The 23,513-nt window shown below is 52.1% G+C and carries 25 protein-coding genes and 1 CRISPR repeat array; of the genes, 22 read left to right on the plus strand and 3 right to left on the minus strand.

Going from position 1 to position 23,513, the window contains the following annotated elements; all coding sequences use genetic code 11:
• Nucleotides 1-70: hypothetical protein (locus ACJHXA_RS15740; protein WP_223277024.1), on the minus strand; the 70-nt coding region annotated here is incomplete at its 3' end.
• A gap of 237 nt (nt 71-307) precedes the next feature.
• Here ACJHXA_RS15740 and ACJHXA_RS15745 point away from each other — a divergent pair.
• From ACJHXA_RS15745 to cas2e, 8 genes are all read left to right on the plus strand, one after another.
• Complete coding sequence (locus ACJHXA_RS15745; protein WP_001233938.1) at nt 308-3,007, plus strand: CRISPR-associated helicase/endonuclease Cas3; 2,700 nt, start codon at nt 308-310, stop codon at nt 3,005-3,007.
• A gap of 97 nt (nt 3,008-3,104) precedes the next feature.
• The gene (gene casA / locus ACJHXA_RS15750) at nt 3,105-4,667 is read left to right on the plus strand and encodes a type I-E CRISPR-associated protein Cse1/CasA (protein ID WP_001084076.1); all 1,563 of its coding nucleotides are present in this window, start codon (nt 3,105-3,107) and stop codon (nt 4,665-4,667) included.
• Nucleotides 4,664-5,200, plus strand: a complete 537-nt coding sequence (gene casB, locus ACJHXA_RS15755) for a type I-E CRISPR-associated protein Cse2/CasB (RefSeq protein WP_000029315.1) — start codon at nt 4,664-4,666, stop codon at nt 5,198-5,200. Before casA ends, casB begins: the two co-directional genes overlap by 4 nt.
• A gap of 14 nt (nt 5,201-5,214) precedes the next feature.
• Nucleotides 5,215-6,270: a type I-E CRISPR-associated protein Cas7/Cse4/CasC gene (gene cas7e / locus ACJHXA_RS15760; RefSeq protein ID WP_000206429.1), complete on the plus strand. Its 1,056-nt coding sequence runs from the start codon at nt 5,215-5,217 to the stop codon at nt 6,268-6,270.
• Between the two features lie 10 nt (nt 6,271-6,280).
• Nucleotides 6,281-7,027, plus strand: coding sequence for a type I-E CRISPR-associated protein Cas5/CasD (cas5e, locus tag ACJHXA_RS15765; protein WP_000085053.1), 747 nt, complete (start codon nt 6,281-6,283; stop codon nt 7,025-7,027).
• Nucleotides 7,009-7,659: a type I-E CRISPR-associated protein Cas6/Cse3/CasE gene (gene cas6e / locus ACJHXA_RS15770; protein ID WP_000281423.1), complete on the plus strand. Its 651-nt coding sequence runs from the start codon at nt 7,009-7,011 to the stop codon at nt 7,657-7,659. Before cas5e ends, cas6e begins: the two co-directional genes overlap by 19 nt.
• Nucleotides 7,656-8,579 carry a type I-E CRISPR-associated endonuclease Cas1e gene (gene cas1e, locus ACJHXA_RS15775; protein WP_000144848.1) on the plus strand — a complete coding sequence of 308 codons (924 nt, stop codon included), beginning with the start codon at nt 7,656-7,658 and terminating at the stop codon, nt 8,577-8,579. Before cas6e ends, cas1e begins: the two co-directional genes overlap by 4 nt.
• Nucleotides 8,576-8,869: a type I-E CRISPR-associated endoribonuclease Cas2e gene (cas2e, locus tag ACJHXA_RS15780; RefSeq protein WP_000063176.1), complete on the plus strand. Its 294-nt coding sequence runs from the start codon at nt 8,576-8,578 to the stop codon at nt 8,867-8,869. The genes cas1e and cas2e overlap by 4 nt, the downstream gene beginning before the upstream one ends.
• Before the next feature lie 96 nt (nt 8,870-8,965).
• A CRISPR array of direct repeats spans nt 8,966-9,666; the repeat unit is 29 nt; unit sequence GTGTTCCCCGCGCCAGCGGGGATAAACCG.
• 82 nt (nt 9,667-9,748) lie between these two features.
• On the opposite strand, the gene iap is transcribed toward cas2e, so the two are convergent.
• A complete protein-coding gene (gene iap / locus ACJHXA_RS15785) occupies nt 9,749-10,786 on the minus strand; it encodes an alkaline phosphatase isozyme conversion aminopeptidase (protein ID WP_000490440.1) in 1,038 nt (345 codons plus the stop codon).
• 251 nt (nt 10,787-11,037) lie between these two features.
• Here iap and cysD point away from each other — a divergent pair, with 251 nt between their 5' ends.
• The 12 genes from cysD to rpoS all read left to right on the plus strand — a co-directional run bounded on the left by cysD (nt 11,038) and on the right by rpoS (nt 20,808).
• Nucleotides 11,038-11,946: a sulfate adenylyltransferase subunit CysD gene (gene cysD / locus ACJHXA_RS15790; RefSeq protein ID WP_000372108.1), complete on the plus strand. Its 909-nt coding sequence runs from the start codon at nt 11,038-11,040 to the stop codon at nt 11,944-11,946.
• A 1-nt stretch (nt 11,947) separates the two neighbouring features.
• Entirely contained in the window at nt 11,948-13,375 is a 1,428-nt protein-coding gene (cysN, locus tag ACJHXA_RS15795) for a sulfate adenylyltransferase subunit CysN (protein ID WP_001090346.1), read from the plus strand.
• The gene (gene cysC, locus ACJHXA_RS15800; RefSeq protein WP_001173673.1) at nt 13,375-13,980 is read left to right on the plus strand and encodes an adenylyl-sulfate kinase; all 606 of its coding nucleotides are present in this window, start codon (nt 13,375-13,377) and stop codon (nt 13,978-13,980) included. Before cysN ends, cysC begins: the two co-directional genes overlap by 1 nt.
• 49 nt (nt 13,981-14,029) lie before the next feature.
• Nucleotides 14,030-14,353, plus strand: a complete 324-nt coding sequence (locus tag ACJHXA_RS15805; protein WP_001246104.1) for a DUF3561 family protein — start codon at nt 14,030-14,032, stop codon at nt 14,351-14,353.
• A 193-nt stretch (nt 14,354-14,546) separates the two neighbouring features.
• Nucleotides 14,547-14,858, plus strand: coding sequence for a cell division protein FtsB (ftsB, locus tag ACJHXA_RS15810; RefSeq protein ID WP_000517476.1), 312 nt, complete (start codon nt 14,547-14,549; stop codon nt 14,856-14,858).
• An 18-nt stretch (nt 14,859-14,876) separates the two neighbouring features.
• Nucleotides 14,877-15,587 carry a 2-C-methyl-D-erythritol 4-phosphate cytidylyltransferase gene (ispD, locus tag ACJHXA_RS15815; protein ID WP_000246136.1) on the plus strand — a complete coding sequence of 237 codons (711 nt, stop codon included), beginning with the start codon at nt 14,877-14,879 and terminating at the stop codon, nt 15,585-15,587.
• Nucleotides 15,587-16,066 carry a 2-C-methyl-D-erythritol 2,4-cyclodiphosphate synthase gene (gene ispF / locus ACJHXA_RS15820; protein ID WP_001219242.1) on the plus strand — a complete coding sequence of 160 codons (480 nt, stop codon included), beginning with the start codon at nt 15,587-15,589 and terminating at the stop codon, nt 16,064-16,066. The genes ispD and ispF overlap by 1 nt, the downstream gene beginning before the upstream one ends.
• The gene (gene truD, locus ACJHXA_RS15825; protein WP_000568943.1) at nt 16,063-17,112 is read left to right on the plus strand and encodes a tRNA pseudouridine(13) synthase TruD; all 1,050 of its coding nucleotides are present in this window, start codon (nt 16,063-16,065) and stop codon (nt 17,110-17,112) included. The genes ispF and truD overlap by 4 nt, the downstream gene beginning before the upstream one ends.
• A complete protein-coding gene (gene surE / locus ACJHXA_RS15830) occupies nt 17,093-17,854 on the plus strand; it encodes a 5'/3'-nucleotidase SurE (protein ID WP_001295182.1) in 762 nt (253 codons plus the stop codon). The genes truD and surE overlap by 20 nt, the downstream gene beginning before the upstream one ends.
• Nucleotides 17,848-18,474 (plus strand): protein-L-isoaspartate O-methyltransferase, encoded by a 627-nt coding sequence (gene pcm, locus ACJHXA_RS15835; RefSeq protein WP_000254708.1) that lies wholly within the window; start codon nt 17,848-17,850, stop codon nt 18,472-18,474. The genes surE and pcm overlap by 7 nt, the downstream gene beginning before the upstream one ends.
• Before the next feature lie 184 nt (nt 18,475-18,658).
• Nucleotides 18,659-19,753 (plus strand): murein hydrolase activator NlpD, encoded by a 1,095-nt coding sequence (gene nlpD / locus ACJHXA_RS15840; RefSeq protein WP_306174120.1) that lies wholly within the window; start codon nt 18,659-18,661, stop codon nt 19,751-19,753.
• A gap of 62 nt (nt 19,754-19,815) precedes the next feature.
• Nucleotides 19,816-20,808: an RNA polymerase sigma factor RpoS gene (rpoS, locus tag ACJHXA_RS15845; RefSeq protein ID WP_000081550.1), complete on the plus strand. Its 993-nt coding sequence runs from the start codon at nt 19,816-19,818 to the stop codon at nt 20,806-20,808.
• 120 nt (nt 20,809-20,928) lie between these two features.
• Here the strand turns inward: rpoS and ACJHXA_RS15850 are convergent, their stop codons facing one another.
• Complete coding sequence (locus ACJHXA_RS15850; protein WP_001208070.1) at nt 20,929-21,336, minus strand: MarR family winged helix-turn-helix transcriptional regulator; 408 nt, start codon at nt 21,334-21,336, stop codon at nt 20,929-20,931.
• A gap of 146 nt (nt 21,337-21,482) precedes the next feature.
• On the opposite strand from ACJHXA_RS15850, the gene ACJHXA_RS15855 reads away from it, so the two are divergent.
• Together ACJHXA_RS15855 and ACJHXA_RS15860 are read left to right on the plus strand one after the other, a co-directional pair.
• Nucleotides 21,483-22,076, plus strand: coding sequence for a non-oxidative hydroxyarylic acid decarboxylases subunit B (locus ACJHXA_RS15855; protein ID WP_000767707.1), 594 nt, complete (start codon nt 21,483-21,485; stop codon nt 22,074-22,076).
• Entirely contained in the window at nt 22,076-23,503 is a 1,428-nt protein-coding gene (locus ACJHXA_RS15860; RefSeq protein ID WP_000863223.1) for a non-oxidative hydroxyarylic acid decarboxylases subunit C, read from the plus strand. Before ACJHXA_RS15855 ends, ACJHXA_RS15860 begins: the two co-directional genes overlap by 1 nt.
• Nucleotides 23,504-23,513: the final 10 nt, after the last annotated feature.

A 23,513-nucleotide genomic window follows, 5' to 3' on the forward strand; every position in this document is an offset into this window, starting at 1 on the left:
AAGTATCCAGTTCTTCGGGCTTACCAATATGGGCCAGAATTGCTGACCAGTTATCGTGAGAGTAATTCATCGGCACGTTAAATCATATCAGGCGTAATACCACAACCCTTAAGTTAGCGCTTATGGGGTAAAACCCCGCGTACTGAATTGTGATGGTTTGGTCTCCTGCACCCTTTTTTAAAATTTATATTTTTTATGTGAATATATAGTCTCTATTTATTATTATGAATTTCAAATGAAAATCATTAATTTATTCATAATGTAAATGTTTTATTGGCTGATATATATCACAGATAATTTTTAAAATATGCGTAAATATCCTTTAAGTTTACTGAAGGATAAAAATATTGTGACTTTTTTTGATTTCTGGGGAAAAACCCGACGCGGCGAGAAAGACGGGGGCGACGACTATCACCTTCTTTGCTGGCATTCGCTGGATGTAGCCGCGATGGGCTATTTAATGGTTAAAAGAAATTGCTTCGGGCTGGCTGATTATTTTCGTCAATTAGGGATTTCTGACAAGGAACAGGCGGCTCAATTTTTCGCCTGGTTGCTGTGCTGGCACGATATTGGAAAATTTGCCCGCTCTTTTCAACAACTTTACCTGCCCCCTGAACTCAAGATTCAGGAAGGTGCCAGAAAAAATTACGAAAAAATCTCTCATTCAACGCTGGGCTACTGGTTGTGGAATCATTATTTAAGTGAATGTCAGGAGTTACTTCCTTCATCTTCGCTCTCTCCGCGCAAACTTAGGCGAGTGATAGAAATGTGGATGCCCGTGACGACAGGGCATCATGGTCAGCCCCCTGATCGTATGGATGAATTGGATAATTTTCTGCCTGAAGACAAAGCTGCAGCACGAGATTTTCTCCTTGAAATCAAACCACTGTTTCCGCTCATAGAGATCCCCGCATTCTGGGATGATGATGAGGGCATTGAACTTATAAAACACCTTTCCTGGTATATCTCTGCAACCGTCGTGCTCGCAGACTGGACGGGTTCGTCAACGCGATTTTTTCCACGCGTCGCACACCCAATGGATATTAAAGGTTACTGGCAGAAAACTTTAATTCAGGCTCAAAACGCCTTAACCGTCTTTCCTCTAAAAGCAAAAGTCGCGCCTTTCAACGGAATTAATACGCTGTTTCCTTTTATTGAGAATCCGACACCGTTACAGCAAAAGGTGCTGGATCTGGATATCAGCCAGCAAGGACCGCAGTTATTTATTCTGGAAGATGTGACTGGCGCAGGTAAAACAGAAGCGGCGCTTATCCTGGCGCACAGGTTGATAGCTGCGGGGAAAGCTCAGGGGCTGTTTTTTGGTCTGCCAACAATGGCAACGGCCAATGCCATGTACGATCGGCTGGTCAAAACCTGGCTTGCTTTCTATTCGCCAGAATCCCGCCCCAGCCTGGTGCTGGCACATAGTGCCCGCACATTAATGGACCGCTTTAATGAATCACTCTGGTCTGGTGATTTAGTCGGGTCAGAAGAACCGGATGAACAAACGTTCAGTCAGGGATGTGCGGCCTGGTTTGCCGACAGTAACAAGAAGGCGTTGCTGGCTGAAATTGGCGTCGGCACGCTGGATCAGGCGATGATGGCGGTGATGCCGTTCAAACATAATAATCTGCGGCTTCTGGGGCTGAGTAACAAAATCCTGCTGGCTGATGAGATCCACGCCTGTGACGCTTACATGTCGTGCATTCTTGAAGGGTTGATCGAGCGGCAGGCGCGTGGCGGAAACAGCGTTATTTTGCTTTCTGCCACGTTATCTCAACAGCAGCGCGACAAACTCGTCGCTGCCTTTGCGCGGGGTACAGAGGGCCAGCAAGAAGCTCCGTTCCTGGAAAAGGATGATTACCCCTGGCTGACGCATGTCACGAAATCCGATGTGAACTCACACCGGGTAGCGACGCGCAAAGACGTTGAGCGTAGCGTCAGCGTGGGTTGGCTTCATAGTGAACAAGAGAGTATTGCGCGTATCGAGTCGGCGGTAAGTCAGGGAAAATGCATCGCCTGGATCCGGAATTCTGTCGATGACGCTATTAAGGTTCATCGTCAGCTGCTTGCCCGCGGCGTCATTCCCACTTCCAGCCTTTCACTCTTTCATAGCCGCTTTGCTTTTAGCGATCGCCAGCGAATCGAAACGAAAACGCTGGCGCGCTTTGGTAAAGAAGGTAGCTCACAGCGTGCCGGAAAAGCCCTTATTAGCACTCAGGTACTGGAGCAGAGCGTTGATTGCGACCTGGACGAAATGATTTCCGACCTTGCCCCCATTGATTTGCTGATCCAGCGAGCGGGGCGATTACAGCGGCATATCCGCGATATTAATGGTCAGTTAAAGCGTGATGGAAAAGACGAGCGTTCCCCTCCTGAATTGCTGATTCTGGCCCCCGTCTGGGACGATTCACCTGATGAAGAATGGTTTGGCAGTGCCATGCGGAACAGTGCATATATCTATCCCGATCATGGACGAATCTGGCTGACGCAGCGTGTACTGCGTCAGCAAGGCGCTATTCAAATGCCACACTCAGCCCGGCTTCTTATTGAATCAGTCTACGGTGAGGACGTGGTGATGCCGGAAGGGTTTGCTCGCTCCGAGCAGGAGCAAGTGGGCAAATATTACTGCGATCGTGCAATGGCTAAAAAGTTTGTACTCAACTTCAGGCCCGGCTATGCCGCCAATATCAACGATTACCTCCCTGAAAAACTGTCGACACGTCTGGCTGAGGAATCTGTTTCCCTGTGGCTGGCTACCTGTATTGACGGTGTGGTGAAGCCTTATACCACTGGCGCTCACGCATGGGAAATGAGTGTTGTCAGAGTGCGTCGAAGCTGGTGGAAAAAACATCGCGATGAGTTTTCTTTACTGGAAGGGGAAGCGTTCAGGCAGTGGTGCATTGAACAGCGGCAAGATCCAGAGATGGCAAACGTGATTTTAGTCACCGATAACGAAAGTTGTGGGTATTCGGCTACGGAGGGATTGATTGGCAAGGTTGGTTGAGATGCCTGCGATAGAGCTCTCTGAATAGTTGATACACCTAAAAAGATGGAATGATGGATAACCGATCAGGGATGGTCTTTTTTACGAGAGGATGCGTATGAACTCGTTTTCACTTCTGACAACCCCGTGGTTGCCCGTTCGTTTTAAAGACGGAACGACAGGCAAACTGGCGCCAGTCGATCTGGCGGATGAAAATGTTGTCGATATCGCTGCGCCGCGGGCAGATCTCCAGGGGGCGGCATGGCAGTTTTTGCTGGGGTTACTACAAAGCAGTTTCGCGCCAAAAGATTATCGTCGTTGGGATGATATCTGGGAAGACGGGCTGGAAGCTGAAAAGCTACGGGAAGCATTGCTGTCATTAGAACACGCTTTCCAGTTTGGCCCAGATTCACCTTCATTTATGCAGGATTTCGAGGTGCTCATGGGCGATAAAGTTCAGGTCGCTTCGCTACTGCCTGAGATTCCCGGCGCTCAAACAACGAAGTTTAATAAAGACCACTTTATTAAGCGTGGCGTGACTGAACACGTATGCTCTCATTGTTCTGCGTTAGCTCTGTTCTCCCTACAGTTAAATGCGCCGTCAGGTGGCAAAGGCTATCGCACCGGTATACGCGGCGGTGGGCCGATGACGACTCTGATTGAATTGCAGGAGTATCAGGGCAATCAACAAGCCCCCTTGTGGCGCAAACTGTGGCTCAACGTGATGCCGCAGGATGAAGCCGACTTACCGCTACCCAAAAAATTTGACGATCTGGTTTTCCCCTGGCTTGGCCCGACGCGTACCAGCGAACTGGCCGGTGCGGTGGTAACCGATGATCAGGTCAATAAACTCCAGGCGTACTGGGGAATGCCGCGGCGTATTCGTATTGATTTTAATACCACGACAGTCGGCAACTGCGATATTTGCGGTGAGCAGGACGACGCGCTTCTGAGCCTGATGACGACCAAAAATTACGGTGCGAATTATGCCATGTGGCAGCATCCATTAACGCCTTACCGTGTACCACTTAAAGAGGGTGGTGAGTTTTACTCAGTTAAACCACAACCAGGCGGTTTAATTTGGCGCGACTGGTTAGGCCTTATCGAAACGGGTAAGTCAGAAAACAATACGGAACTTCCCGCTCTGGTGGTGAAACTCTTTAATGCCAGCAGTCTCAAGCAGGCAAAAGTAGGCCTATGGGGATTTGGCTATGATTTCGACAACATGAAAGCCCGCTGTTGGTACGAACACCGTTTCCCGCTGCTGCTCAATAAAAAAGAAGGCCAGATACCGAAACTGCGGCTGGCTGCGCAAACGGCTTCACGCATTCTAAGTCTGTTACGGAGTGCATTGAAAGAAGCATGGTTCTCCGATCCAAAAGGTGCACGGGGTGATTTCAGTTTTGTGGATATCGACTTCTGGAACAAAACTCAGCATCGCTTCCTGAGGTTAGTGCGCCAAATTGAAGAAGGTCAGGATGCGGATGGATTACTCAGCAAATGGAATAAGGAGATTTGGTTATTCGCGCGTCAGGATTTTGACGAGCGTGTATTCACCAATCCTTATGAGCCCGTTGATTTAAAACGCGTCATGACCGCGCGCAAAAAATATTTTACAACATCGGCGGAGAAGCAAAGTGCTAAAGCCGCCAGGGAGAAAAAGCAGGAGGCTGCTGAATGAGTATTGTAAAAGACGGGCACAAAGCCACGCTGCGTAAATGGCACGAAGAGTTGCAGGCTAAACGCGGCAATCGTGCCAGTCTGCGGCGTAGCACAACGGTTAATGATGTTTGCTTGTCAGAAGGGTTTCGTTCTCTGCTGATGCAGACCCACACTTTGTGGAAAATTGAAGCACAAGAGTGGCGTTTTACCGCACTGGCACTGGTCGCCGCCGTTGCCGCCAATGTTAAAGCCATTGATGAACGGCAGCCTTTTGCCGCACAGCTGGCGGCGGTAATGTCAGAGGGGCGTTTTACTTGCCTGTCGGCAGTAAAAACGCCGGATGATTTACTGCGTCAGTTACGTCGCGCGGTCAAATTATTAAACGGTTCCGTCAATCTTATCTCTTTGGCAGACGATATTTTCCGCTGGTGCCAGGAGAGCGACGACCTGCTCAATCATCACCGCCGCCAGCAGAGGCCAACCGAATTTATCCGTATTCGCTGGGCGCTGGAATATTACCAGGCCGGTGACGCCGATAACGAACAAAATTAATAAAGGACTATCTCATGACGACATTTATTCAGCTTCATTTGTTAACCGCTTACCCTGCTGCCAACCTTAACCGTGATGACACCGGTGCGCCAAAAACCGTGGTGTTGGGTGGAGCAACGCGTCTGCGCGTTTCCTCGCAAAGTCTGAAACGTGCGTGGCGCACTTCTGCACTTTTTGAACAGGCGCTGGCGGGCCATATTGGTATTCGCAGTGGGCGTATCGCGCGTGAGGCGGCAACTATCCTGATTGAGAAAGGAATCGAAGATAAAAAAGCCATCGAATGGGCGGCAAAAATTGCAGATTATCTTGGGAAAGCTAAAAACGACAAAAAACCAAAAGATCCGCTCACTAACGCCGAAACTGAACAATTAGTCCATATCAGCCCGGCAGAATTTGACGCCGTAAAAGCGCTGGCCCATCAACTGGCAGAAGAAAAGCGCGCGCCAAAAGAGGAAGATCTCAGTCTGTTACGCAAAGACCGTATGGCGGTAGATATCGCCATGTTTGGTCGTATGCTGGCGAATAAACCTGAGTTTAATGTTGAAGCCGCCTGCCAGGTCGCGCATGCGTTTGGTGTCAGTGAAACGATTGTCGAAGATGATTTTTTCACCGCCGTTGATGATTTGCGCCAGGCCTCTGAAGATGCCGGTGCCGGGCATCTCGGAGAAACCGGATTCGGTTCAGCACTTTTCTACACCTATATCTGCATTGATAAAGATCTGCTGGTAGAAAACCTCGGCGGTGACGAAGCGTTAGCTAATCAGACCATACGCGCTTTTACGGAAGCCGCGCTTAAAGTTTCCCCAACCGGTAAACAAAATAGCTTTGCCAGCCGTGCCTATGCTTCCTGGGCGCTGGCGGAAAAAGGCACCGATCAACCGCGTTCTCTGGCTGCGGCCTTCTATGAACCCATTAATGGCACCCGGCAGTTAGACGTGGCGGTGCAGCGTATTACAACGCTTCGCGAAAATATGAATACGGTCTACGAACAGAAGACCGAATGCGCAAGTTTTGACGTGATGAACAAACAGGGAAGCATGAAGGACGTGCTGGACTTTATCTGCGCGTAAGGGGCGGCTTATGAGCCAATATCTGATTTTTCAGCTTCATGGGCCAATGGCATCCTGGGGCGTCGATGCCCCCGGCGAAGTGCGTCATACCCATGAACTGCCTTCGCGCTCAGCATTGCTGGGTCTGCTGGCTGCCGGGGTAGGGATTCGGCGTGATGATACCGAACGCTTAAACGCGTTTAATCGCCACTATTCACTGGTGGTTTGCGCCAGCCGTAACCCGCGCTGGGCACGGGATTATCACACGATCCAGATGCCAAAAGAGGTGCGTAAAGCGCGTTATTTCAGCCGTCGCGAAGAGTTGAGCGACCCTGATCTTCTGAGCGCGATTATCTCCCGGCGCGACTACTACACCGACGCCTGGTGGATGGTGGCGGTGGCAACAACAGCCGATGCGCCTTACAGCCTCGAACAGTTGCAGGGCGGTTTACGCCATCCAGTTTTTCCTCTTTATCTGGGGCGAAAAAGTCATCCGCTGGCATTACCACTTGCGCCGTTACTGCTCGAAGGCAACGCGTCTGATGTTTTACGTAACGCATACCAACAGTATCAGGATCATTTCCACGACCTGAAAGTCTCACTCCCGAAACTTCAGGATGAATGCTGGTGGGAAGGGGAGCACGACGGCCTGGTCGTGAGCAAAATATTACGCCGCCGGGATGTTCCTTTAAATCGCCAGCAGTGGCTGTTTGGGGAACGCACCGTCAATCAGGGGCCGTGGCTCAGCAAGGAGGAACCATGTACCTCTCAAGAATAACCTTACATACCGCTCAGCTTTTGCCTGCGCAGTTGCTGCATCTGGTGGATCGCGGTGAATATGTGATGCATCAGTGGCTGTGGGATCTCTTCCCTGGCGGCAAAGAAAGGCAATTTCTTTATCGTCGGGAGGAACTTCAGGGTGCGTTTCGCTTTTTTGTCCTCTCGCAGGAACGCCCGGCGGAAAGTGAAACTTTCACTATCGAATGCCGGTCATTTGCTCCGGAGCTGCGTACCGGACAATCCCTTTGTTTCAACCTGCGGGCGAATCCCACAATTTGTAAAGCGGGCAAGCGCCACGATCTGCTGATGGAGGCGAAACGGCAGGTGAGGGGACAGGCGGAAGGGCGTGATGTCTGGTTGCATCAACAACAGGCGGCGCTGGACTGGCTGGCAGCGCAGGGGGAGAGAAGCGGTTTTACACTGCTGGATACCTCGGTTGATGCCTACCGACAACAGCAACTGCGGCGGGAAAACTCCCGGCAACTGATCCAGTTCAGTAGCGTGGATTATACGGGGATGCTTACGGTCACCGATCCCGGGTTATTTCTGCAACGTCTCAGTCAGGGGTATGGCAAAAGCCGCGCGTTCGGCTGTGGTCTGATGCTGATCAAACCCGGAGCAGAGGCGTGACGTTTGTACCACTGAGTCCGATCCCGTTAAAAGATCGCACCTCTATGATCTTCCTCCAGTACGGTCAAATCGACGTACTGGACGGCGCTTTCGTGCTGATCGACAAAACCGGGATCCGCACGCACATTCCGGTGGGATCGGTCGCCTGCATTATGCTCGAACCGGGAACGAGAGTTTCCCACGCGGCGGTGCATCTGGCCGCCACGGTGGGAACACTGCTGGTCTGGGTCGGTGAAGCGGGCGTTCGCGTTTACTCTTCCGGACAACCCGGAGGGGCGCGGGCAGATAAATTACTCTACCAGGCAAAGCTGGCTTTAACGGAAGATCTACGCCTGAAGGTGGTGCGCAAAATGTATGAATTACGTTTTCGTGAGCCACCGCCAGCTCGCCGTTCAGTGGATCAGCTACGGGGAATTGAGGGATCCCGCGTTCGCCAGACCTATGCATTACTGGCGAAACAATATGGTGTGAAATGGAATGGTCGCAAATACGATCCTAAAGACTGGGAAAAAGGCGATGTTGTGAATCGCTGCATCAGTGCTGCCACATCATGTCTGTACGGTATTTCTGAAGCGGCAGTATTAGCCGCGGGATATGCGCCCACTATTGGATTTATTCATAGTGGCAAACCGCTTTCATTTGTTTATGACATAGCCGATATCATTAAATTTGATTCGGTTGTGCCAAAGGCATTTGAAATAGCAGCGAGGCAACCCGCAGAACCTGATAAAGAAGTCAGATTAGCCTGTCGCGATATTTTCCGTAGCACTAAGTTAACGGGCAAATTAATACCGTTAATTGAGGAAGTCCTTGCTGCAGGTGAAATTGAACCACCACAACCCGCGCCGGATATGTTACCGCCTGCCATCCCTGAACCTGAAACGCTGGGTGATAGTGGTCACCGGGGGCGCGGCGGATGAGCATGGTCGTGGTTGTTACAGAAAATGTCCCTCCGCGCTTACGTGGACGGCTCGCAATCTGGCTACTGGAAGTGCGTGCCGGTGTGTATGTTGGTGATACATCAAAACGTATTCGGGAGATGATCTGGCAACAAATTACCCAACTGGCTGGTTGCGGAAATGTGGTGATGGCCTGGGCGACCAATACCGAATCGGGTTTTGAATTTCAGACCTGGGGAGAAAACAGACGTATTCCGGTGGATTTGGATGGGTTACGTTTGGTTTCTTTTCTTCCTGTTGATAATCAATAGGTTATGTGTTCTTTAAAAATAAGGAAATGTTTGAATTTAGTTGGTAGATTGTTGATGTGGAATAAATTTGTTTAAAAACAGATATGTATGCTTAGTGTGTTCCCCGCGCCAGCGGGGATAAACCGCGACAAAATTCTCAAAACTCGATCAGGAAAATGTGTTCCCCGCGCCAGCGGGGATAAACCGCCACCGTTTTCGCCCACCAGGGCGCACAACCCGTGTTCCCCGCGCCAGCGGGGATAAACCGGAAAAAGAGAAGGTAGAGAAAGCGGAATCTGGGTGTTCCCCGCGCCAGCGGGGATAAACCGCAGGTCTATCGGGCGATCAATAAAATCGGTCAGTGTTCCCCGCGCCAGCGGGGATAAACCGGCGCACCGTTGCGTCGAAAAGGCGCTGGAGATGTGTTCCCCGCGCCAGCGGGGATAAACCGTACGCTTACACAACGGGCGAATATTTTAACGGGTGTTCCCCGCGCCAGCGGGGATAAACCGGAACCCAATAGTGAAATACAGCATCATTTTTTGTGTTCCCCGCGCCAGCGGGGATAAACCGGAGGCCTATATCTCTAACCGCATCGGGCTGCGCGTGTTCCCCGCGCCAGCGGGGATAAACCGGGGCAAATATAAATTCCAGCGTGCTTCATGAAGTGTTCCCCGCGCCAGCGGGGATAAACCGGGGCAAATATAAATTCCAGCGTGCTTCATGAAGTGTTCCCCGCGCCAGCGGGGATAAACCGCTGCGTAGCGACCTTTGCTCTCAATTTCGTTGGTGTTCCCCGCGCCAGCGGGGATAAACCGGGCGCACTGGATGCGATGATGGATATCACTTGGAGTTCCCCCGCCCCTGCGGTAGAACTCCCAGCTCCCATTTTCCAACCCATCAAGACGCCTTCGCCAACTCTTTCACCAGAGGTAGCATTATCCGCATAACGTCACGGCAGCGACGTTCTATTCTTCCAGGAAGTGCCTTATCAATATGCTGTTGATTATCAAACCTGACGTCATGCCAGCTATTTCCCGCAGGGAATGCGGCTGTTTTTGCGCGTTGCTGATAACCATCCTTATTCCCAAGATTCCAGTTAGTCGCTTCCACCGAAAGTACAGCAATGCCCGCTTTGTCGAATATTTCTGCGTCATTACAACACCCGGTGCCTTTCGGATAGTTTTTATTCAAACCAGGATTGGTCGTCGCGGCTATTCCCTGACTGCGCGCAATTGCCAGTGCCCTGTCGCGCGTTAATTTCCTTACTGCTTCAGGGGTTTTTACACCGCTGTTGAAATACAATTTATCGCCAACAATTAAGTTATCGAGATTAATCACCAGCAGCGTATTTTTCTTTTCGGTGTCACTCATCCGCTTGAGTAAATTCTCAGCGCCTAATTTCCCTTCCTCTTCGCCGCTGGTCGCCACAAATCGAATACCATACTCGGTAGGCGTATTTTTCAGGCGTTCTGCCAATTCCAGCATGACACCTAAACCTGCGGCGTTATCATCCATTCCTTGTAACGTCAGCCCGCCGAGATTGGCATCGGCGTCAGCATCGCTCAGCGGGGCGTAAGTATCCAGATGCGCCATAATGATGATCTGCTGCGGTGCTTTGCCTTCATGAGCGGCAATCACCGTACTTCCCGTCACGTTATGCCAGCTCTTACGATTATCGCTGGCGGTATAAATATACCGACTATTAAATGTCCGAATATCACTGCGATAACCCATTTGCTGAAACTGTTGGCGAATATAATCGGCAGATAACATTTCTGCAGGAGTTCCGGTCATGCGTCCCGGAAAGAAAGTAGCAATATGTCGTGCCTGGGTATTAGCAAAATCGCCAGGTTTAGGTGACGAGGCGTGTACGGGGAGAATAAAGCATACGCCGAGCGCCAGGGCAGCGGTACGGTGGCGCAATGCGGAAAACATAGTGAGTCCTTAAATACCATGCAAATTTTTTTACCGCCATAGTATGAAACTGCCGCTGCGCTAAAACAATTTCAAATCTTCCTAAACGCCCGAAATCCGGTGCCTTAAGCACTTTTTGATATTAGCTTTGCCAAATCGTTATTCCGTTAAGGAACTACTCATTCTAATTGGTAATTTCATTCGTTCTCTTACGCTCCCTATAGTCGAAACATCTGATGGCAAGAAAATAGCGGTATTGCAAAGGAACGGTTATGGATCAAATACGACTTACTCACCTGCGGCAACTGGAGGCGGAAAGCATCCACATTATTCGCGAGGTGGCGGCAGAATTCTCAAATCCGGTGATGCTCTACTCTATCGGTAAAGATTCCAGCGTCATGCTGCATCTGGCGCGCAAGGCGTTTTATCCAGGTACGCTGCCTTTCCCGTTGCTGCATGTCGATACCGGCTGGAAATTCCGCGAGATGTATGAGTTCCGCGATCGTACGGCGAAAGCCTACGGCTGCGAGCTGCTGGTGCATAAAAACCCGGAAGGCGTGGCGATGGGGATTAATCCATTCGTGCACGGCAGCGCGAAACATACCGATATTATGAAAACTGAAGGCCTGAAACAGGCGCTGAACAAATACGGTTTTGATGCCGCCTTCGGTGGTGCGCGCCGTGACGAAGAGAAATCCCGCGCTAAAGAGCGAATCTACTCTTTCCGTGACCGCTTCCATCGCTGGGATCCGAAAAATCAGCGCCCGGAGCTGTGGCACAACTACAACGGGCAAATTAACAAAGGCGAAAGCATCCGCGTCTTCCCGCTCTCTAACTGGACCGAGCAGGATATCTGGCAATACATCTGGCTGGAAAATATCGACATTGTGCCGCTGTATCTCGCTGCGGAACGTCCGGTTCTGGAACGCGACGGTATGTTGATGATGATTGATGACAACCGTATCGACCTGCAACCGGGCGAAGTGATTAAAAAACGGATGGTGCGTTTCCGTACGCTGGGCTGCTGGCCGCTGACCGGTGCGGTGGAGTCAAATGCACAAACACTGCCGGAGATCATCGAAGAGATGCTGGTTTCCACCACCAGTGAACGTCAGGGCCGCGTGATTGACCGCGACCAGGCGGGGTCTATGGAGCTGAAAAAACGTCAGGGGTATTTTTAAGATGAACACCGCACTTGCACAACAAATCGCTAATGAAGGCGGCGTCGAAGCCTGGATGATTGCGCAACAACATAAAAGCCTGCTGCGTTTTCTGACCTGTGGTAGCGTCGATGACGGCAAAAGTACCCTGATTGGTCGCCTGCTGCACGATACCCGCCAAATCTACGAAGATCAGCTCTCATCGCTGCATAACGACAGTAAGCGTCACGGCACCCAGGGCGAAAAACTGGATCTGGCTCTGCTGGTGGACGGCCTGCAAGCTGAGCGCGAACAGGGCATCACTATTGATGTGGCCTACCGCTATTTCTCTACCGAGAAGCGTAAATTTATTATCGCCGACACCCCCGGGCACGAGCAGTATACCCGCAATATGGCGACCGGCGCCTCAACGTGTGAGCTGGCGATCTTACTGATCGATGCCCGTAAAGGCGTGCTCGATCAAACCCGTCGTCACAGTTTTATCTCCACGCTGCTGGGGATCAAACATCTGGTCGTAGCGATCAACAAAATGGATCTGGTGGATTACAGTGAAGAGACATTCACCCGCATTCGTGAAGACTACCTGACTTTCGCCGAACAGTTACCTGGCAATCTGGATATTCGCTTTGTGCCGCTCTCTGCGCTGGAAGGCGACAACGTGGCTTCGCAAAGTGAAAGTATGCCGTGGTACAGCGGTCCGACACTGCTCGAAGTGCTGGAAACCGTGGAGATCCAGCGAGTGGTGGATGCTCAGCCAATGCGCTTCCCGGTGCAGTACGTTAATCGCCCGAATCTCGATTTTCGTGGCTACGCCGGAACGCTGGCATCCGGTCGCGTGGAAGTCGGGCAACGTGTCAAAGTGCTGCCCTCTGGTGTGGAATCAAACGTCGCGCGGATCGTGACTTTTGATGGTGATCGCGAAGAAGCCTTTGCCGGAGAAGCGATCACCCTGGTGCTGACGGATGAGATCGACATCAGCCGTGGCGATCTGCTGCTGGCGGCAGACGAAGCGTTACCGGCGGTGCAGAGCGCGTCGGTGGATGTGGTATGGATGGCGGAACAGCCGCTTTCCCCGGGCCAGAGTTACGACATCAAAATTGCCGGTAAGAAGACGCGCGCGCGTATTGATGGCATTCGCTATCAGGTTGATATTAATAACCTTACCCAGCGTGAAGTTGAAAACCTGCCACTGAATGGGATCGGCCTCGTGGATCTCACTTTTGACGAGCCGCTGGTGTTAGATCGTTATCAACAAAATCCGGTGACGGGTGGGCTGATTTTTATCGATCGCCTGAGCAATGTGACCGTGGGTGCCGGTATGGTGCACGAGCCAGTTAGCCAGGCAACTGCTGCGCCATCTGAATTCAGTGCATTCGAACTGGAATTGAATGCTCTGGTTCGTCGCCACTTTCCGCACTGGGGCGCGCGCGATTTGCTGGGGGATAAATAATGGCGCTGCATGACGAAAACGTCGTCTGGCATAGCCATCCGGTCACTGTGCAACAACGCGAGCTACACCACGGTCATCGTGGTGTAGTGCTGTGGTTTACCGGCCTCTCCGGGTCCGGTAAATCAACGGTCGCCGGGGCGCTGGAGGAGGCGTTACATAAACTCGGCGTCAGTACGTATCTGCTGGATGGCGATAATGTTCGCCACGGATTATGCAGCGATCTCGGTTTTAGCGATGCCGATCGTAAAGAGAATATCCGTCGCGTCGGTGAAGTGGCGAATTTGATGGTTGAAGCCGGACTGGTAGTGCTGACCGCATTTATCTCGCCACACCGCGCCGAACGCCAGATGGTTCGCGAACGCGTAGGAGAAGGGCGCTTTATCGAAGTGTTTGTCGATACGCCGCTGGCGATTTGCGAAGCCCGCGATCCAAAAGGCTTATATAAGAAAGCGCGTGCCGGTGAACTGCGCAACTTTACGGGAATAGATTCCGTTTACGAAGCGCCTGAATCGGCAGAAATTCATCTCAATGGTGAACAATTAGTAACAAATTTGGTACAGCAATTATTAGATCTGTTGAGACAGAACGATATTATCAGATCCTGAGACACCACCGGGTTTCCATGCCCGGTTCGTCAAAGTAACAGGATCAAATATGCGTAATAGCCATAACATTACACTAACAAATAACGACAGCCTTACTGAGGATGAAGAAACCACATGGTCACTGCCTGGTGCCGTGGTCGGTTTTATCTCCTGGTTATTTGCGCTGGCGATGCCGATGTTGATTTATGGCTCTAACACGCTGTTCTTCTTTATCTACACCTGGCCTTTCTTTCTGGCGCTGATGCCCGTCGCGGTAGTGGTGGGGATTGCGCTGCATTCATTGATGGACGGAAAGCTACGCTACAGTATTGTTTTCACCCTGGTGACAGTAGGCATTATGTTTGGCGCACTGTTTATGTGGCTACTGGGCTAATTTGTACTTTCCCGTCTCCTCTGTTCATAATTCAAACCGTAACTAATAATGAGATTATGTTCTGCACGCCCTGGGTATACGTAACAATGGACAAATGTGGTACATTTGCCCGCGTTGTCGCGGTATCCCCAACAGAGGATGTAGAGTCGTCTTCGGATGCATGGGATGATGATGCCGTTTTTCAGGGGGCAGGATGGGTAAACTAACGCTGCTGTTGCTGGCTATTCTGGTCTGGCTACAGTATTCGCTGTGGTTCGGTAAGAACGGTATACATGACTATACCCGCGTCAATGATGATGTGGCGGCACAGCAAGCTACAAACGCGAAACTTAAAGCGCGAAACGATCAACTTTTTGCCGAAATTGACGATCTCAATGGCGGCCAGGAGGCGCTCGAAGAGCGTGCGCGTAATGAACTCAGCATGACCAGGCCGGGCGAAACTTTTTATCGTCTGGTGCCTGACGCGTCGAAGCGCGCACAGTCTGCGGGGCAAAACAATCGATAAATCAGCCCGGGAATTAACATGGCAACCACTCATTTGGATGTTTGCGCCGTGGTTCCGGCGGCCGGATTTGGCCGTCGAATGCAAACGGAATGTCCTAAGCAATATCTCTCAATCGGTAATCAAACCATTCTTGAACACTCGGTGCATGCGCTGCTGGCGCATCCCCGGGTGAAACGTGTCGTCATTGCCATAAGTCCTGGCGATAGCCGTTTTGCACAAATTCCTCTGGCGAATCATCCGCAAATCACCGTTGTAGATGGCGGTGATGAGCGTGCCGATTCCGTGCTGGCAGGTCTGAAAGCCGCTGGCGACGCGCAGTGGGTATTGGTGCATGACGCCGCTCGTCCTTGTCTGCATCAGGATGACCTCGCGCGATTGTTGGCGTTGAGCGAAACCAGCCGCACGGGAGGGATCCTAGCCGCACCAGTGCGCGATACGATGAAACGTGCCGAACCGGGCAAAAATGCCATTGCTCATACCGTTGATCGCAACGGCTTATGGCACGCGCTGACGCCGCAATTTTTCCCTCGTGAGCTGTTACATGACTGTCTGACGCGCGCTCTAAATGAAGGCGCGACTATTACCGACGAAGCCTCGGCGCTGGAATATTGCGGATTCCATCCTCAGTTGGTCGAAGGCCGTGCGGATAACATTAAAGTCACGCGCCCGGAAGATTTGGCACTGGCCGAGTTTTACCTCACCCGAACCATCCATCAGGAGAATACATAATGCGAATTGGACACGGTTTTGACGTACATGCCTTTGGCGGTGAAGGCCCAATTATCATTGGTGGCGTACGCATTCCTTACGAAAAAGGATTGCTGGCGCATTCTGATGGCGACGTGGCGCTCCATGCGTTGACCGATGCATTGCTTGGCGCGGCGGCGCTGGGGGATATCGGCAAGCTGTTCCCGGATACCGATCCGGCATTTAAAGGTGCCGACAGCCGCGAGCTGCTACGCGAAGCCTGGCGTCGTATTCAGGCGAAGGGGTATACCCTGGGCAACGTCGATGTCACTATCATCGCTCAGGCACCGAAGATGTTGCCGCACATTCCACAAATGCGCGTGTTTATTGCCGAAGATCTCGGCTGCCATATGGATGATGTTAACGTGAAAGCCACTACTACGGAAAAACTTGGATTTACCGGACGTGGGGAAGGGATTGCCTGTGAAGCGGTGGCGCTACTCATTAAGGCAACAAAATGATTGAGTTTGATAATCTCACTTACCTCCACGGTAAACCGCAAGGCACCGGGCTGCTGAAAGCCAATCCGGAAGACTTTGTGGTGGTGGAAGATTTGGGCTTTGAGCCTGATGGTGAAGGTGAGCATATTCTGGTTAGAATCCTCAAAAACGGCTGCAATACCCGTTTTGTGGCGGATGCACTGGCGAAATTCCTGAAAATTCATGCCCGTGAAGTCAGCTTCGCTGGGCAAAAAGACAAACATGCTGTTACGGAACAGTGGTTATGCGCTCGCGTGCCAGGCAAGGAAATGCCCGATCTGAGCGCCTTTCAACTGGAAGGCTGCCAGGTGCTGGAGTATGCGCGGCACAAGCGCAAGCTGCGTTTAGGCGCGCTGAAAGGTAACGCCTTTACCCTGGTTCTGCGCGAAGTGAGCAATCGCGATGACGTTGAACAACGTCTGATCGATATTTGCGTAAAAGGTGTACCGAACTACTTCGGTGCCCAACGTTTTGGGATTGGCGGTAGCAACTTGCAGGGGGCGCAGCGCTGGGCGCAAACCAATACTCCGGTGCGCGATCGCAATAAACGGAGTTTTTGGTTGTCGGCAGCCCGCAGTGCGTTGTTTAATCAGATTGTTGCTGAGCGCCTCAAAAAAGCAGACGTTAATCAAGTTGTTGACGGCGATGCGCTACAATTAGCCGGACGTGGTAGCTGGTTTGTCGCAACCACCGAAGAACTGGCGGAATTACAGCGTCGCGTTAACGATAAAGAGCTGATGATAACCGCCGCATTGCCGGGCAGTGGCGAATGGGGAACTCAGCGTGAAGCGCTGGCATTCGAACAAGCAGCTGTTGCCGCAGAAACTGAATTACAAGCTTTACTGGTGCGCGAAAAAGTTGAAGCCGCGCGCAGAGCGATGCTGCTGTATCCGCAACAATTAAGCTGGAATTGGTGGGATGACGTCACCGTAGAGATCCGTTTCTGGCTTCCGGCGGGTAGTTTTGCAACCAGCGTTGTCAGGGAACTTATCAACACAACAGGTGATTATGCGCATATTGCTGAGTAATGATGACGGGGTACATGCACCCGGTATACAAACGCTGGCGAAAGCCTTGCGTGAGTTTGCTGACGTTCAGGTGGTCGCCCCCGATCGTAACCGCAGCGGCGCTTCAAATTCTCTGACACTGGAATCCTCCCTGCGCACGTTTACCTTTGAAAATGGTGATATTGCTGTGCAAATGGGAACCCCGACCGATTGCGTCTATCTTGGCGTGAATGCTCTGATGCGTCCGCGCCCGGACATTGTTGTGTCCGGAATTAACGCCGGGCCGAATCTGGGGGATGATGTTATTTATTCCGGTACGGTAGCCGCCGCGATGGAAGGCCGTCATTTAGGTTTTCCGGCGCTTGCCGTCTCGCTTGACGGGCATAAACATTACGACACTGCCGCGGCGGTAACCTGTTCAATTTTGCGCGCACTGTGTAAAGAGCCGTTGCGCACCGGGCGTATTCTTAATATTAACGTTCCGGATTTACCCTTGGATCAAATCAAAGGTATTCGCGTGACGCGCTGCGGTACACGACATCCGGCAGATCAGGTGATCCCGCAGCAAGATCCGCGCGGCAATACGCTGTACTGGATTGGCCCGCCGGGCGGTAAATGTGATGCCGGTCCGGGGACCGATTTTGCTGCGGTAGATGAGGGCTATGTCTCCATCACGCCGCTGCATGTGGATTTAACTGCGCATAGCGCGCAAGATGTGGTTTCAGACTGGTTAAACAGCGTGGGAGTTGGCACGCAATGGTAAGCAGACGCGTACAAGCACTTCTGGATCAATTACGTGCGCAAGGTATTCAGGATGAGCAGGTGCTGAATGCACTTGCTGCCGTGCCGCGTGAAAAATTCGTTGATGAAGCGTTTGAACAAAAAGCCTGGGACAATATCGCCTTGCCGATAGGTCAGGGGCAGACAATTTCGCAGCCGTATATGGTGGCGCGAATGACCGAATTACTCGAGCTGACGCCGCAGTCGCGGGTGCTGGAAATTGGCACCGGTTCGGGATATCAAACGGCAATCCTGGCGCATCTTGTCCAGCATGTTTGCTCGGTCGAACGGATTAAAGGTTTGCAGTGGCAGGCGCGTCGCCGCCTGAAAAATCTTGATTTACATAATGTTTCAACCCGTCATGGCGATGGATGGCAAGGTTGGCAGGCACGCGCGCCGTTTGACGCTATCATTGTTACGGCGGCACCGCCGGAAATTCCAACTGCGCTAATGACGCAGCTGGACGAAGGCGGGATTCTCGTCTTACCCGTAGGGGAGGAGCACCAGTATTTGAAACGGGTGCGTCGTCGGGGAGGCGAATTTATTATCGATACCGTGGAGGCCGTGCGCTTTGTCCCTTTAGTGAAGGGTGAGCTGGCTTAAAACGTGAGGAAATACCTGGATTTTTCCTGGTTATTTTGCCGCAGGTCAGCGTATCGTGAACATCTTTTCCAGTGTTCAGTAGGGTGCCTTGCACGGTAATTATGTCACTGGTTATTAACCAATTTTTCCTGGGGGATAAATGAGCGCGGGAAGCCCAAAATTCACCGTTCGCCGCATTGCGGCTTTGTCACTGGTTTCGCTATGGCTGGCAGGCTGTTCTGACACTTCAAATCCACCGGCACCGGTCAGCTCCGTTAATGGCAATGCGCCTGCAAATACCAATTCTGGTATGTTGATTACGCCGCCGCCGAAAATGGGGACGACGTCTACAGCCCAGCAACCGCAAATTCAGCCGGTACAGCAGCCACAAATTCAGGCTACTCAACAACCGCAAATCCAGCCAGTACAGCCAGTAGCTCAGCAGCCGGTACAGATGGAAAACGGACGCATCGTCTATAACCGTCAGTATGGGAACATTCCGAAAGGCAGTTATAGCGGCAGTACCTATACCGTGAAAAAAGGCGACACACTTTTCTATATCGCCTGGATTACTGGCAACGATTTCCGTGACCTTGCTCAGCGCAACAATATTCAGGCACCATACGCGCTGAACGTCGGTCAGACCTTACAGGTGGGTAATGCTTCCGGTACGCCAATCACTGGCGGAAATGCCATTACCCAGGCCGATGCAGCAGAGCAAGGAGTTGTGATCAAGCCTGCACAAAATTCCACCGTTGCTGTTGCGTCGCAACCGACAATTACGTATTCTGAGTCTTCGGGTGAACAGAGTGCTAACAAAATGTTGCCGAACAACAAGCCAACTGCGACCACGGTCACAGCGCCTGTAACGGTACCAACAGCAAGCACAACCGAGCCGACTGTCAGCAGTACATCAACCAGTACGCCTATCTCCACCTGGCGCTGGCCGACTGAGGGCAAAGTGATCGAAACCTTTGGCGCTTCTGAGGGGGGCAACAAGGGGATTGATATCGCAGGCAGCAAAGGACAGGCAATTATCGCGACCGCAGATGGCCGCGTTGTTTATGCCGGTAACGCGCTGCGCGGCTACGGTAATCTGATTATCATCAAACATAATGATGATTACCTGAGTGCCTACGCCCATAACGACACAATGCTGGTCCGGGAACAACAAGAAGTGAAGGCGGGGCAAAAAATAGCAACCATGGGTAGCACCGGAACCAGTTCAACACGCTTGCATTTTGAAATTCGTTACAAGGGGAAATCCGTAAACCCGCTGCGTTATTTGCCGCAGCGATAAATCGGCGGAACCAGGCTTTTGCTTGAATGTTCCGTCAAGGGATCACGGGTAGGAGCCACCTTATGAGTCAGAATACGCTGAAAGTTCATGATTTAAATGAAGATGCGGAATTTGATGAGAACGGAGTTGAGGTTTTTGACGAAAAGGCCTTAGTAGAAGAGGAACCCAGTGATAACGATTTGGCCGAAGAGGAACTGTTATCGCAGGGAGCCACACAGCGTGTGTTGGACGCGACTCAGCTTTACCTTGGTGAGATTGGTTATTCACCACTGTTAACGGCCGAAGAAGAAGTTTATTTTGCGCGTCGCGCACTGCGTGGAGATGTCGCCTCTCGCCGCCGGATGATCGAGAGTAACTTGCGTCTGGTGGTAAAAATTGCCCGCCGTTATGGCAATCGTGGTCTGGCGTTGCTGGACCTTATCGAAGAGGGCAACCTGGGGCTGATCCGCGCGGTAGAGAAGTTTGACCCGGAACGTGGTTTCCGCTTCTCAACATACGCAACCTGGTGGATTCGCCAGACGATTGAACGGGCGATTATGAACCAAACCCGTACTATTCGTTTGCCGATTCACATCGTAAAGGAGCTGAACGTTTACCTGCGAACCGCACGTGAGTTGTCCCATAAGCTGGACCATGAACCAAGTGCGGAAGAGATCGCAGAGCAACTGGATAAGCCAGTTGATGACGTCAGCCGTATGCTTCGTCTTAACGAGCGCATTACCTCGGTAGACACCCCGCTGGGTGGTGATTCCGAAAAAGCGTTGCTGGACATCCTGGCCGATGAAAAAGAGAACGGTCCGGAAGATACCACGCAAGATGACGATATGAAGCAGAGCATCGTCAAATGGCTGTTCGAGCTGAACGCCAAACAGCGTGAAGTGCTGGCACGTCGATTCGGTTTGCTGGGGTACGAAGCGGCAACACTGGAAGATGTAGGTCGTGAAATTGGCCTCACCCGTGAACGTGTTCGCCAGATTCAGGTTGAAGGCCTGCGCCGTTTGCGCGAAATCCTGCAAACGCAGGGGCTGAATATCGAAGCGCTGTTCCGCGAGTAAGTAAGCATCTGTCAGAAAGGCCAGTCTCAAGCGAGGCTGGCCTTTTTTCTTTCGGTTGGTGAGTCGGTGTATTTGTAGTCTGGATAAGACGCGATAGCGTCGCATCCGGAAATTTGCCCCCTATGCGTTCATCATCTTGCGCACCAGCTGCATAAACAGCTCCTGCTCTTCTCCACTCAAACGCCCCAAAAATTCCTCATCCACGCTGTCACCAATGGGTATCGCCGCAGCAAGTATCTTTTCGCCTTCGGCAGTCAACCAGACAAAGCGTCGCCGCTTATCAGCGGGGTCATGTTCACGTCTGACTAAGCCACGATTTTCCATTCTTGCCAACATTTCTGCTAACGTTGCTTTGGTGCTGACAGCTGCTTCTATCAGTGCCACCTGTTCGATACCAGGTTTATCAGCAATGGCGCGCATCACCGCGTACTGTGGTTTGGTCAGGTCAGGTAACTCGTGCTGCCAGCGAGCCGTGTGCTGCTGAAAAAGCTGTCGTAACTGATGGAACGCTTTATTTCGTAACGCCATGTAAACTCCGGGCTAATTCTCTGTCGCTATCATAGCGGTTTTTTAGTGACGAAGAAGATGTTGTTACTTTTCAATCCTTGCCGCTGTGGAAATGAAGGAGTATGTTAATAATAACGTTCGTATACGAACAATTAAGAGGATAAGCAATGAAACTGATCGTCGGGATGACAGGGGCTACCGGTGCGCCTCTTGGTGTGGCATTACTGCAAGCGCTGCGGGATATGCCGAATGTCGAGACTCATCTGGTGATGTCGAAGTGGGCGAAAACCACCATTGAACTAGAAACGCCTTACAGCGCTCACGATGTTGCTGCCCTCGCAGACTTCAGCCATAACCCGGCGGATCAGGCGGCGATCATCTCATCCGGTTCTTTTCGTACCGACGGCATGATCGTTATTCCGTGCAGTATGAAAACGCTCGCCGGTATCCGCGCTGGTTACGCCGATGGCCTGGTAGGGCGCGCGGCGGACGTCGTGCTCAAAGAAGGCCGCAAACTGGTGCTGGTGCCGCGTGAAATGCCGCTTAGCACCATCCATCTCGAAAATATGCTCGCACTTTCACGCATGGGCGTGGCGATGGTGCCGCCGATGCCTGCCTTTTATAACCATCCCGAAACGGTAGATGACATTGTCCACCATGTGGTAGCCCGCGTGCTGGATCAATTTGGCCTCGAACATCCCCATGCCAGGCGCTGGCAAGGATTGCCGCAGGCCCGGAATTTTTCTCAGGAGAATGAATAATGGCATTTGATGATTTACGCAGCTTTTTACAGGCGCTTGATGACCACGGCCAGTTACTGAAAATCAGCGAAGAGGTGAACGCTGAGCCGGATCTGGCAGCAGCAGCTAACGCCACCGGGCGTATCGGCGACGGCGCGCCCGCGCTGTGGTTTGATAATATTCGCGGCTTTACCGATGCCCGCGTGACGATGAATACCATCGGTTCCTGGCAGAACCACGCGATTTCCCTTGGCCTGCCACCAAACACCCCGGTCAAAAAGCAGATTGATGAGTTTATCCGCCGCTGGGATAACTTCCCGATTGCCCCGGAGCGCCGCGCCAATCCAGCCTGGGCGCAGAACACCGTCGATGGCGAAGAGATTAACCTGTTCGATATCCTGCCGCTGTTTCGTTTAAACGATGGCGATGGCGGTTTCTATCTCGACAAAGCCTGCGTGGTTTCCCGCGATCCGCTCGACCCAGATAACTTCGGCAAGCAGAACGTCGGCATCTACCGCATGGAAGTGAAGGGCAAGCGTAAGCTCGGCCTGCAACCGGTGCCGATGCACGATATCGCCCTGCATCTGCATAAAGCAGAAGAGCGCGGTGAAGATCTGCCGATTGCGATCACGCTCGGTAACGATCCGATCATCACGCTGATGGGGGCCACGCCGCTGAAATACGATCAGTCTGAGTATGAAATGGCAGGCGCGCTGCGTGAAAGCCCGTACCCGATCGCCACCGCCCCGCTGACCGGTTTTGATGTGCCGTGGGGTTCAGAAGTGATCCTCGAAGGGGTTATCGAAAGCCGTAAACGCGAAATCGAAGGGCCGTTCGGTGAGTTTACCGGGCACTACTCCGGCGGGCGTAACATGACCGTGGTGCGCATCGATAAAGTCTCTTACCGCACCAGGCCGATTTTCGAATCGCTGTACCTCGGTATGCCGTGGACCGAAATCGACTACCTGATGGGGCCAGCCACCTGCGTGCCGCTGTATCAGCAGCTGAAAGCCGAGTTCCCGGAAGTGCAGGCGGTAAACGCCATGTACACCCATGGCCTGCTGGCGATTATCTCCACCAAAAAACGCTACGGCGGCTTTGCCCGCGCGGTGGGCCTGCGCGCAATGACCACGCCGCATGGTCTGGGCTACGTGAAGATGGTGATTATGGTCGATGAAGACGTTGACCCGTTCAACCTGCCGCAGGTGATGTGGGCGCTCTCCTCGAAAGTGAACCCGGCAGGGGATTTGGTGCAGTTGCCGAATATGTCCGTGCTGGAACTCGATCCAGGCTCAAGCCCTGCGGGGATCACCGACAAGCTGATTATCGACGCCACTACGCCTGTCGCCCCGGACAACCGTGGTCACTACAGCCAACCGGTGGTGGATTTACCGGAAACCAAAGCCTGGGCTGAAAAACTGACCGCTATGCTGGCTGCACGTAAATAAGGAGAAGAAG

It is taken from the genome of Escherichia sp. WS33 (assembly GCF_046486385.1).
Classification (GTDB): domain Bacteria; phylum Pseudomonadota; class Gammaproteobacteria; order Enterobacterales; family Enterobacteriaceae; genus ECMA0423.

Bases quoted from the DNA above. Each gene is read 5' to 3' on its own strand.
- ACJHXA_RS15745 (WP_001233938.1), top strand. From the start codon at position 308: ATGCGTAAATATCCTTTAAGTTTACTGAAGGATAAAAATATTGTGACT.
- casA (WP_001084076.1), top strand. From the start codon at position 3,105: ATGAACTCGTTTTCACTTCTGACAACCCCGTGGTTGCCCGTTCGTTTT.
- casB (WP_000029315.1), top strand. From the start codon at position 4,664: ATGAGTATTGTAAAAGACGGGCACAAAGCCACGCTGCGTAAATGGCAC.
- cas7e (WP_000206429.1), top strand. From the start codon at position 5,215: ATGACGACATTTATTCAGCTTCATTTGTTAACCGCTTACCCTGCTGCC.
- cas5e (WP_000085053.1), top strand. From the start codon at position 6,281: ATGAGCCAATATCTGATTTTTCAGCTTCATGGGCCAATGGCATCCTGG.
- cas6e (WP_000281423.1), top strand. From the start codon at position 7,009: ATGTACCTCTCAAGAATAACCTTACATACCGCTCAGCTTTTGCCTGCG.
- cas2e (WP_000063176.1), top strand. From the start codon at position 8,576: ATGAGCATGGTCGTGGTTGTTACAGAAAATGTCCCTCCGCGCTTACGT.
- iap (WP_000490440.1), bottom strand. From the start codon at position 10,786: ATGTTTTCCGCATTGCGCCACCGTACCGCTGCCCTGGCGCTCGGCGTA.
- cysD (WP_000372108.1), top strand. From the start codon at position 11,038: ATGGATCAAATACGACTTACTCACCTGCGGCAACTGGAGGCGGAAAGC.
- cysN (WP_001090346.1), top strand. From the start codon at position 11,948: ATGAACACCGCACTTGCACAACAAATCGCTAATGAAGGCGGCGTCGAA.
- cysC (WP_001173673.1), top strand. From the start codon at position 13,375: ATGGCGCTGCATGACGAAAACGTCGTCTGGCATAGCCATCCGGTCACT.
- ACJHXA_RS15805 (WP_001246104.1), top strand. From the start codon at position 14,030: ATGCGTAATAGCCATAACATTACACTAACAAATAACGACAGCCTTACT.
- ftsB (WP_000517476.1), top strand. From the start codon at position 14,547: ATGGGTAAACTAACGCTGCTGTTGCTGGCTATTCTGGTCTGGCTACAG.
- ispD (WP_000246136.1), top strand. From the start codon at position 14,877: ATGGCAACCACTCATTTGGATGTTTGCGCCGTGGTTCCGGCGGCCGGA.
- ispF (WP_001219242.1), top strand. From the start codon at position 15,587: ATGCGAATTGGACACGGTTTTGACGTACATGCCTTTGGCGGTGAAGGC.
- truD (WP_000568943.1), top strand. From the start codon at position 16,063: ATGATTGAGTTTGATAATCTCACTTACCTCCACGGTAAACCGCAAGGC.
- surE (WP_001295182.1), top strand. From the start codon at position 17,093: ATGCGCATATTGCTGAGTAATGATGACGGGGTACATGCACCCGGTATA.
- pcm (WP_000254708.1), top strand. From the start codon at position 17,848: ATGGTAAGCAGACGCGTACAAGCACTTCTGGATCAATTACGTGCGCAA.
- rpoS (WP_000081550.1), top strand. From the start codon at position 19,816: ATGAGTCAGAATACGCTGAAAGTTCATGATTTAAATGAAGATGCGGAA.
- ACJHXA_RS15850 (WP_001208070.1), bottom strand. From the start codon at position 21,336: ATGGCGTTACGAAATAAAGCGTTCCATCAGTTACGACAGCTTTTTCAG.
- ACJHXA_RS15855 (WP_000767707.1), top strand. From the start codon at position 21,483: ATGAAACTGATCGTCGGGATGACAGGGGCTACCGGTGCGCCTCTTGGT.
- ACJHXA_RS15860 (WP_000863223.1), top strand. From the start codon at position 22,076: ATGGCATTTGATGATTTACGCAGCTTTTTACAGGCGCTTGATGACCAC.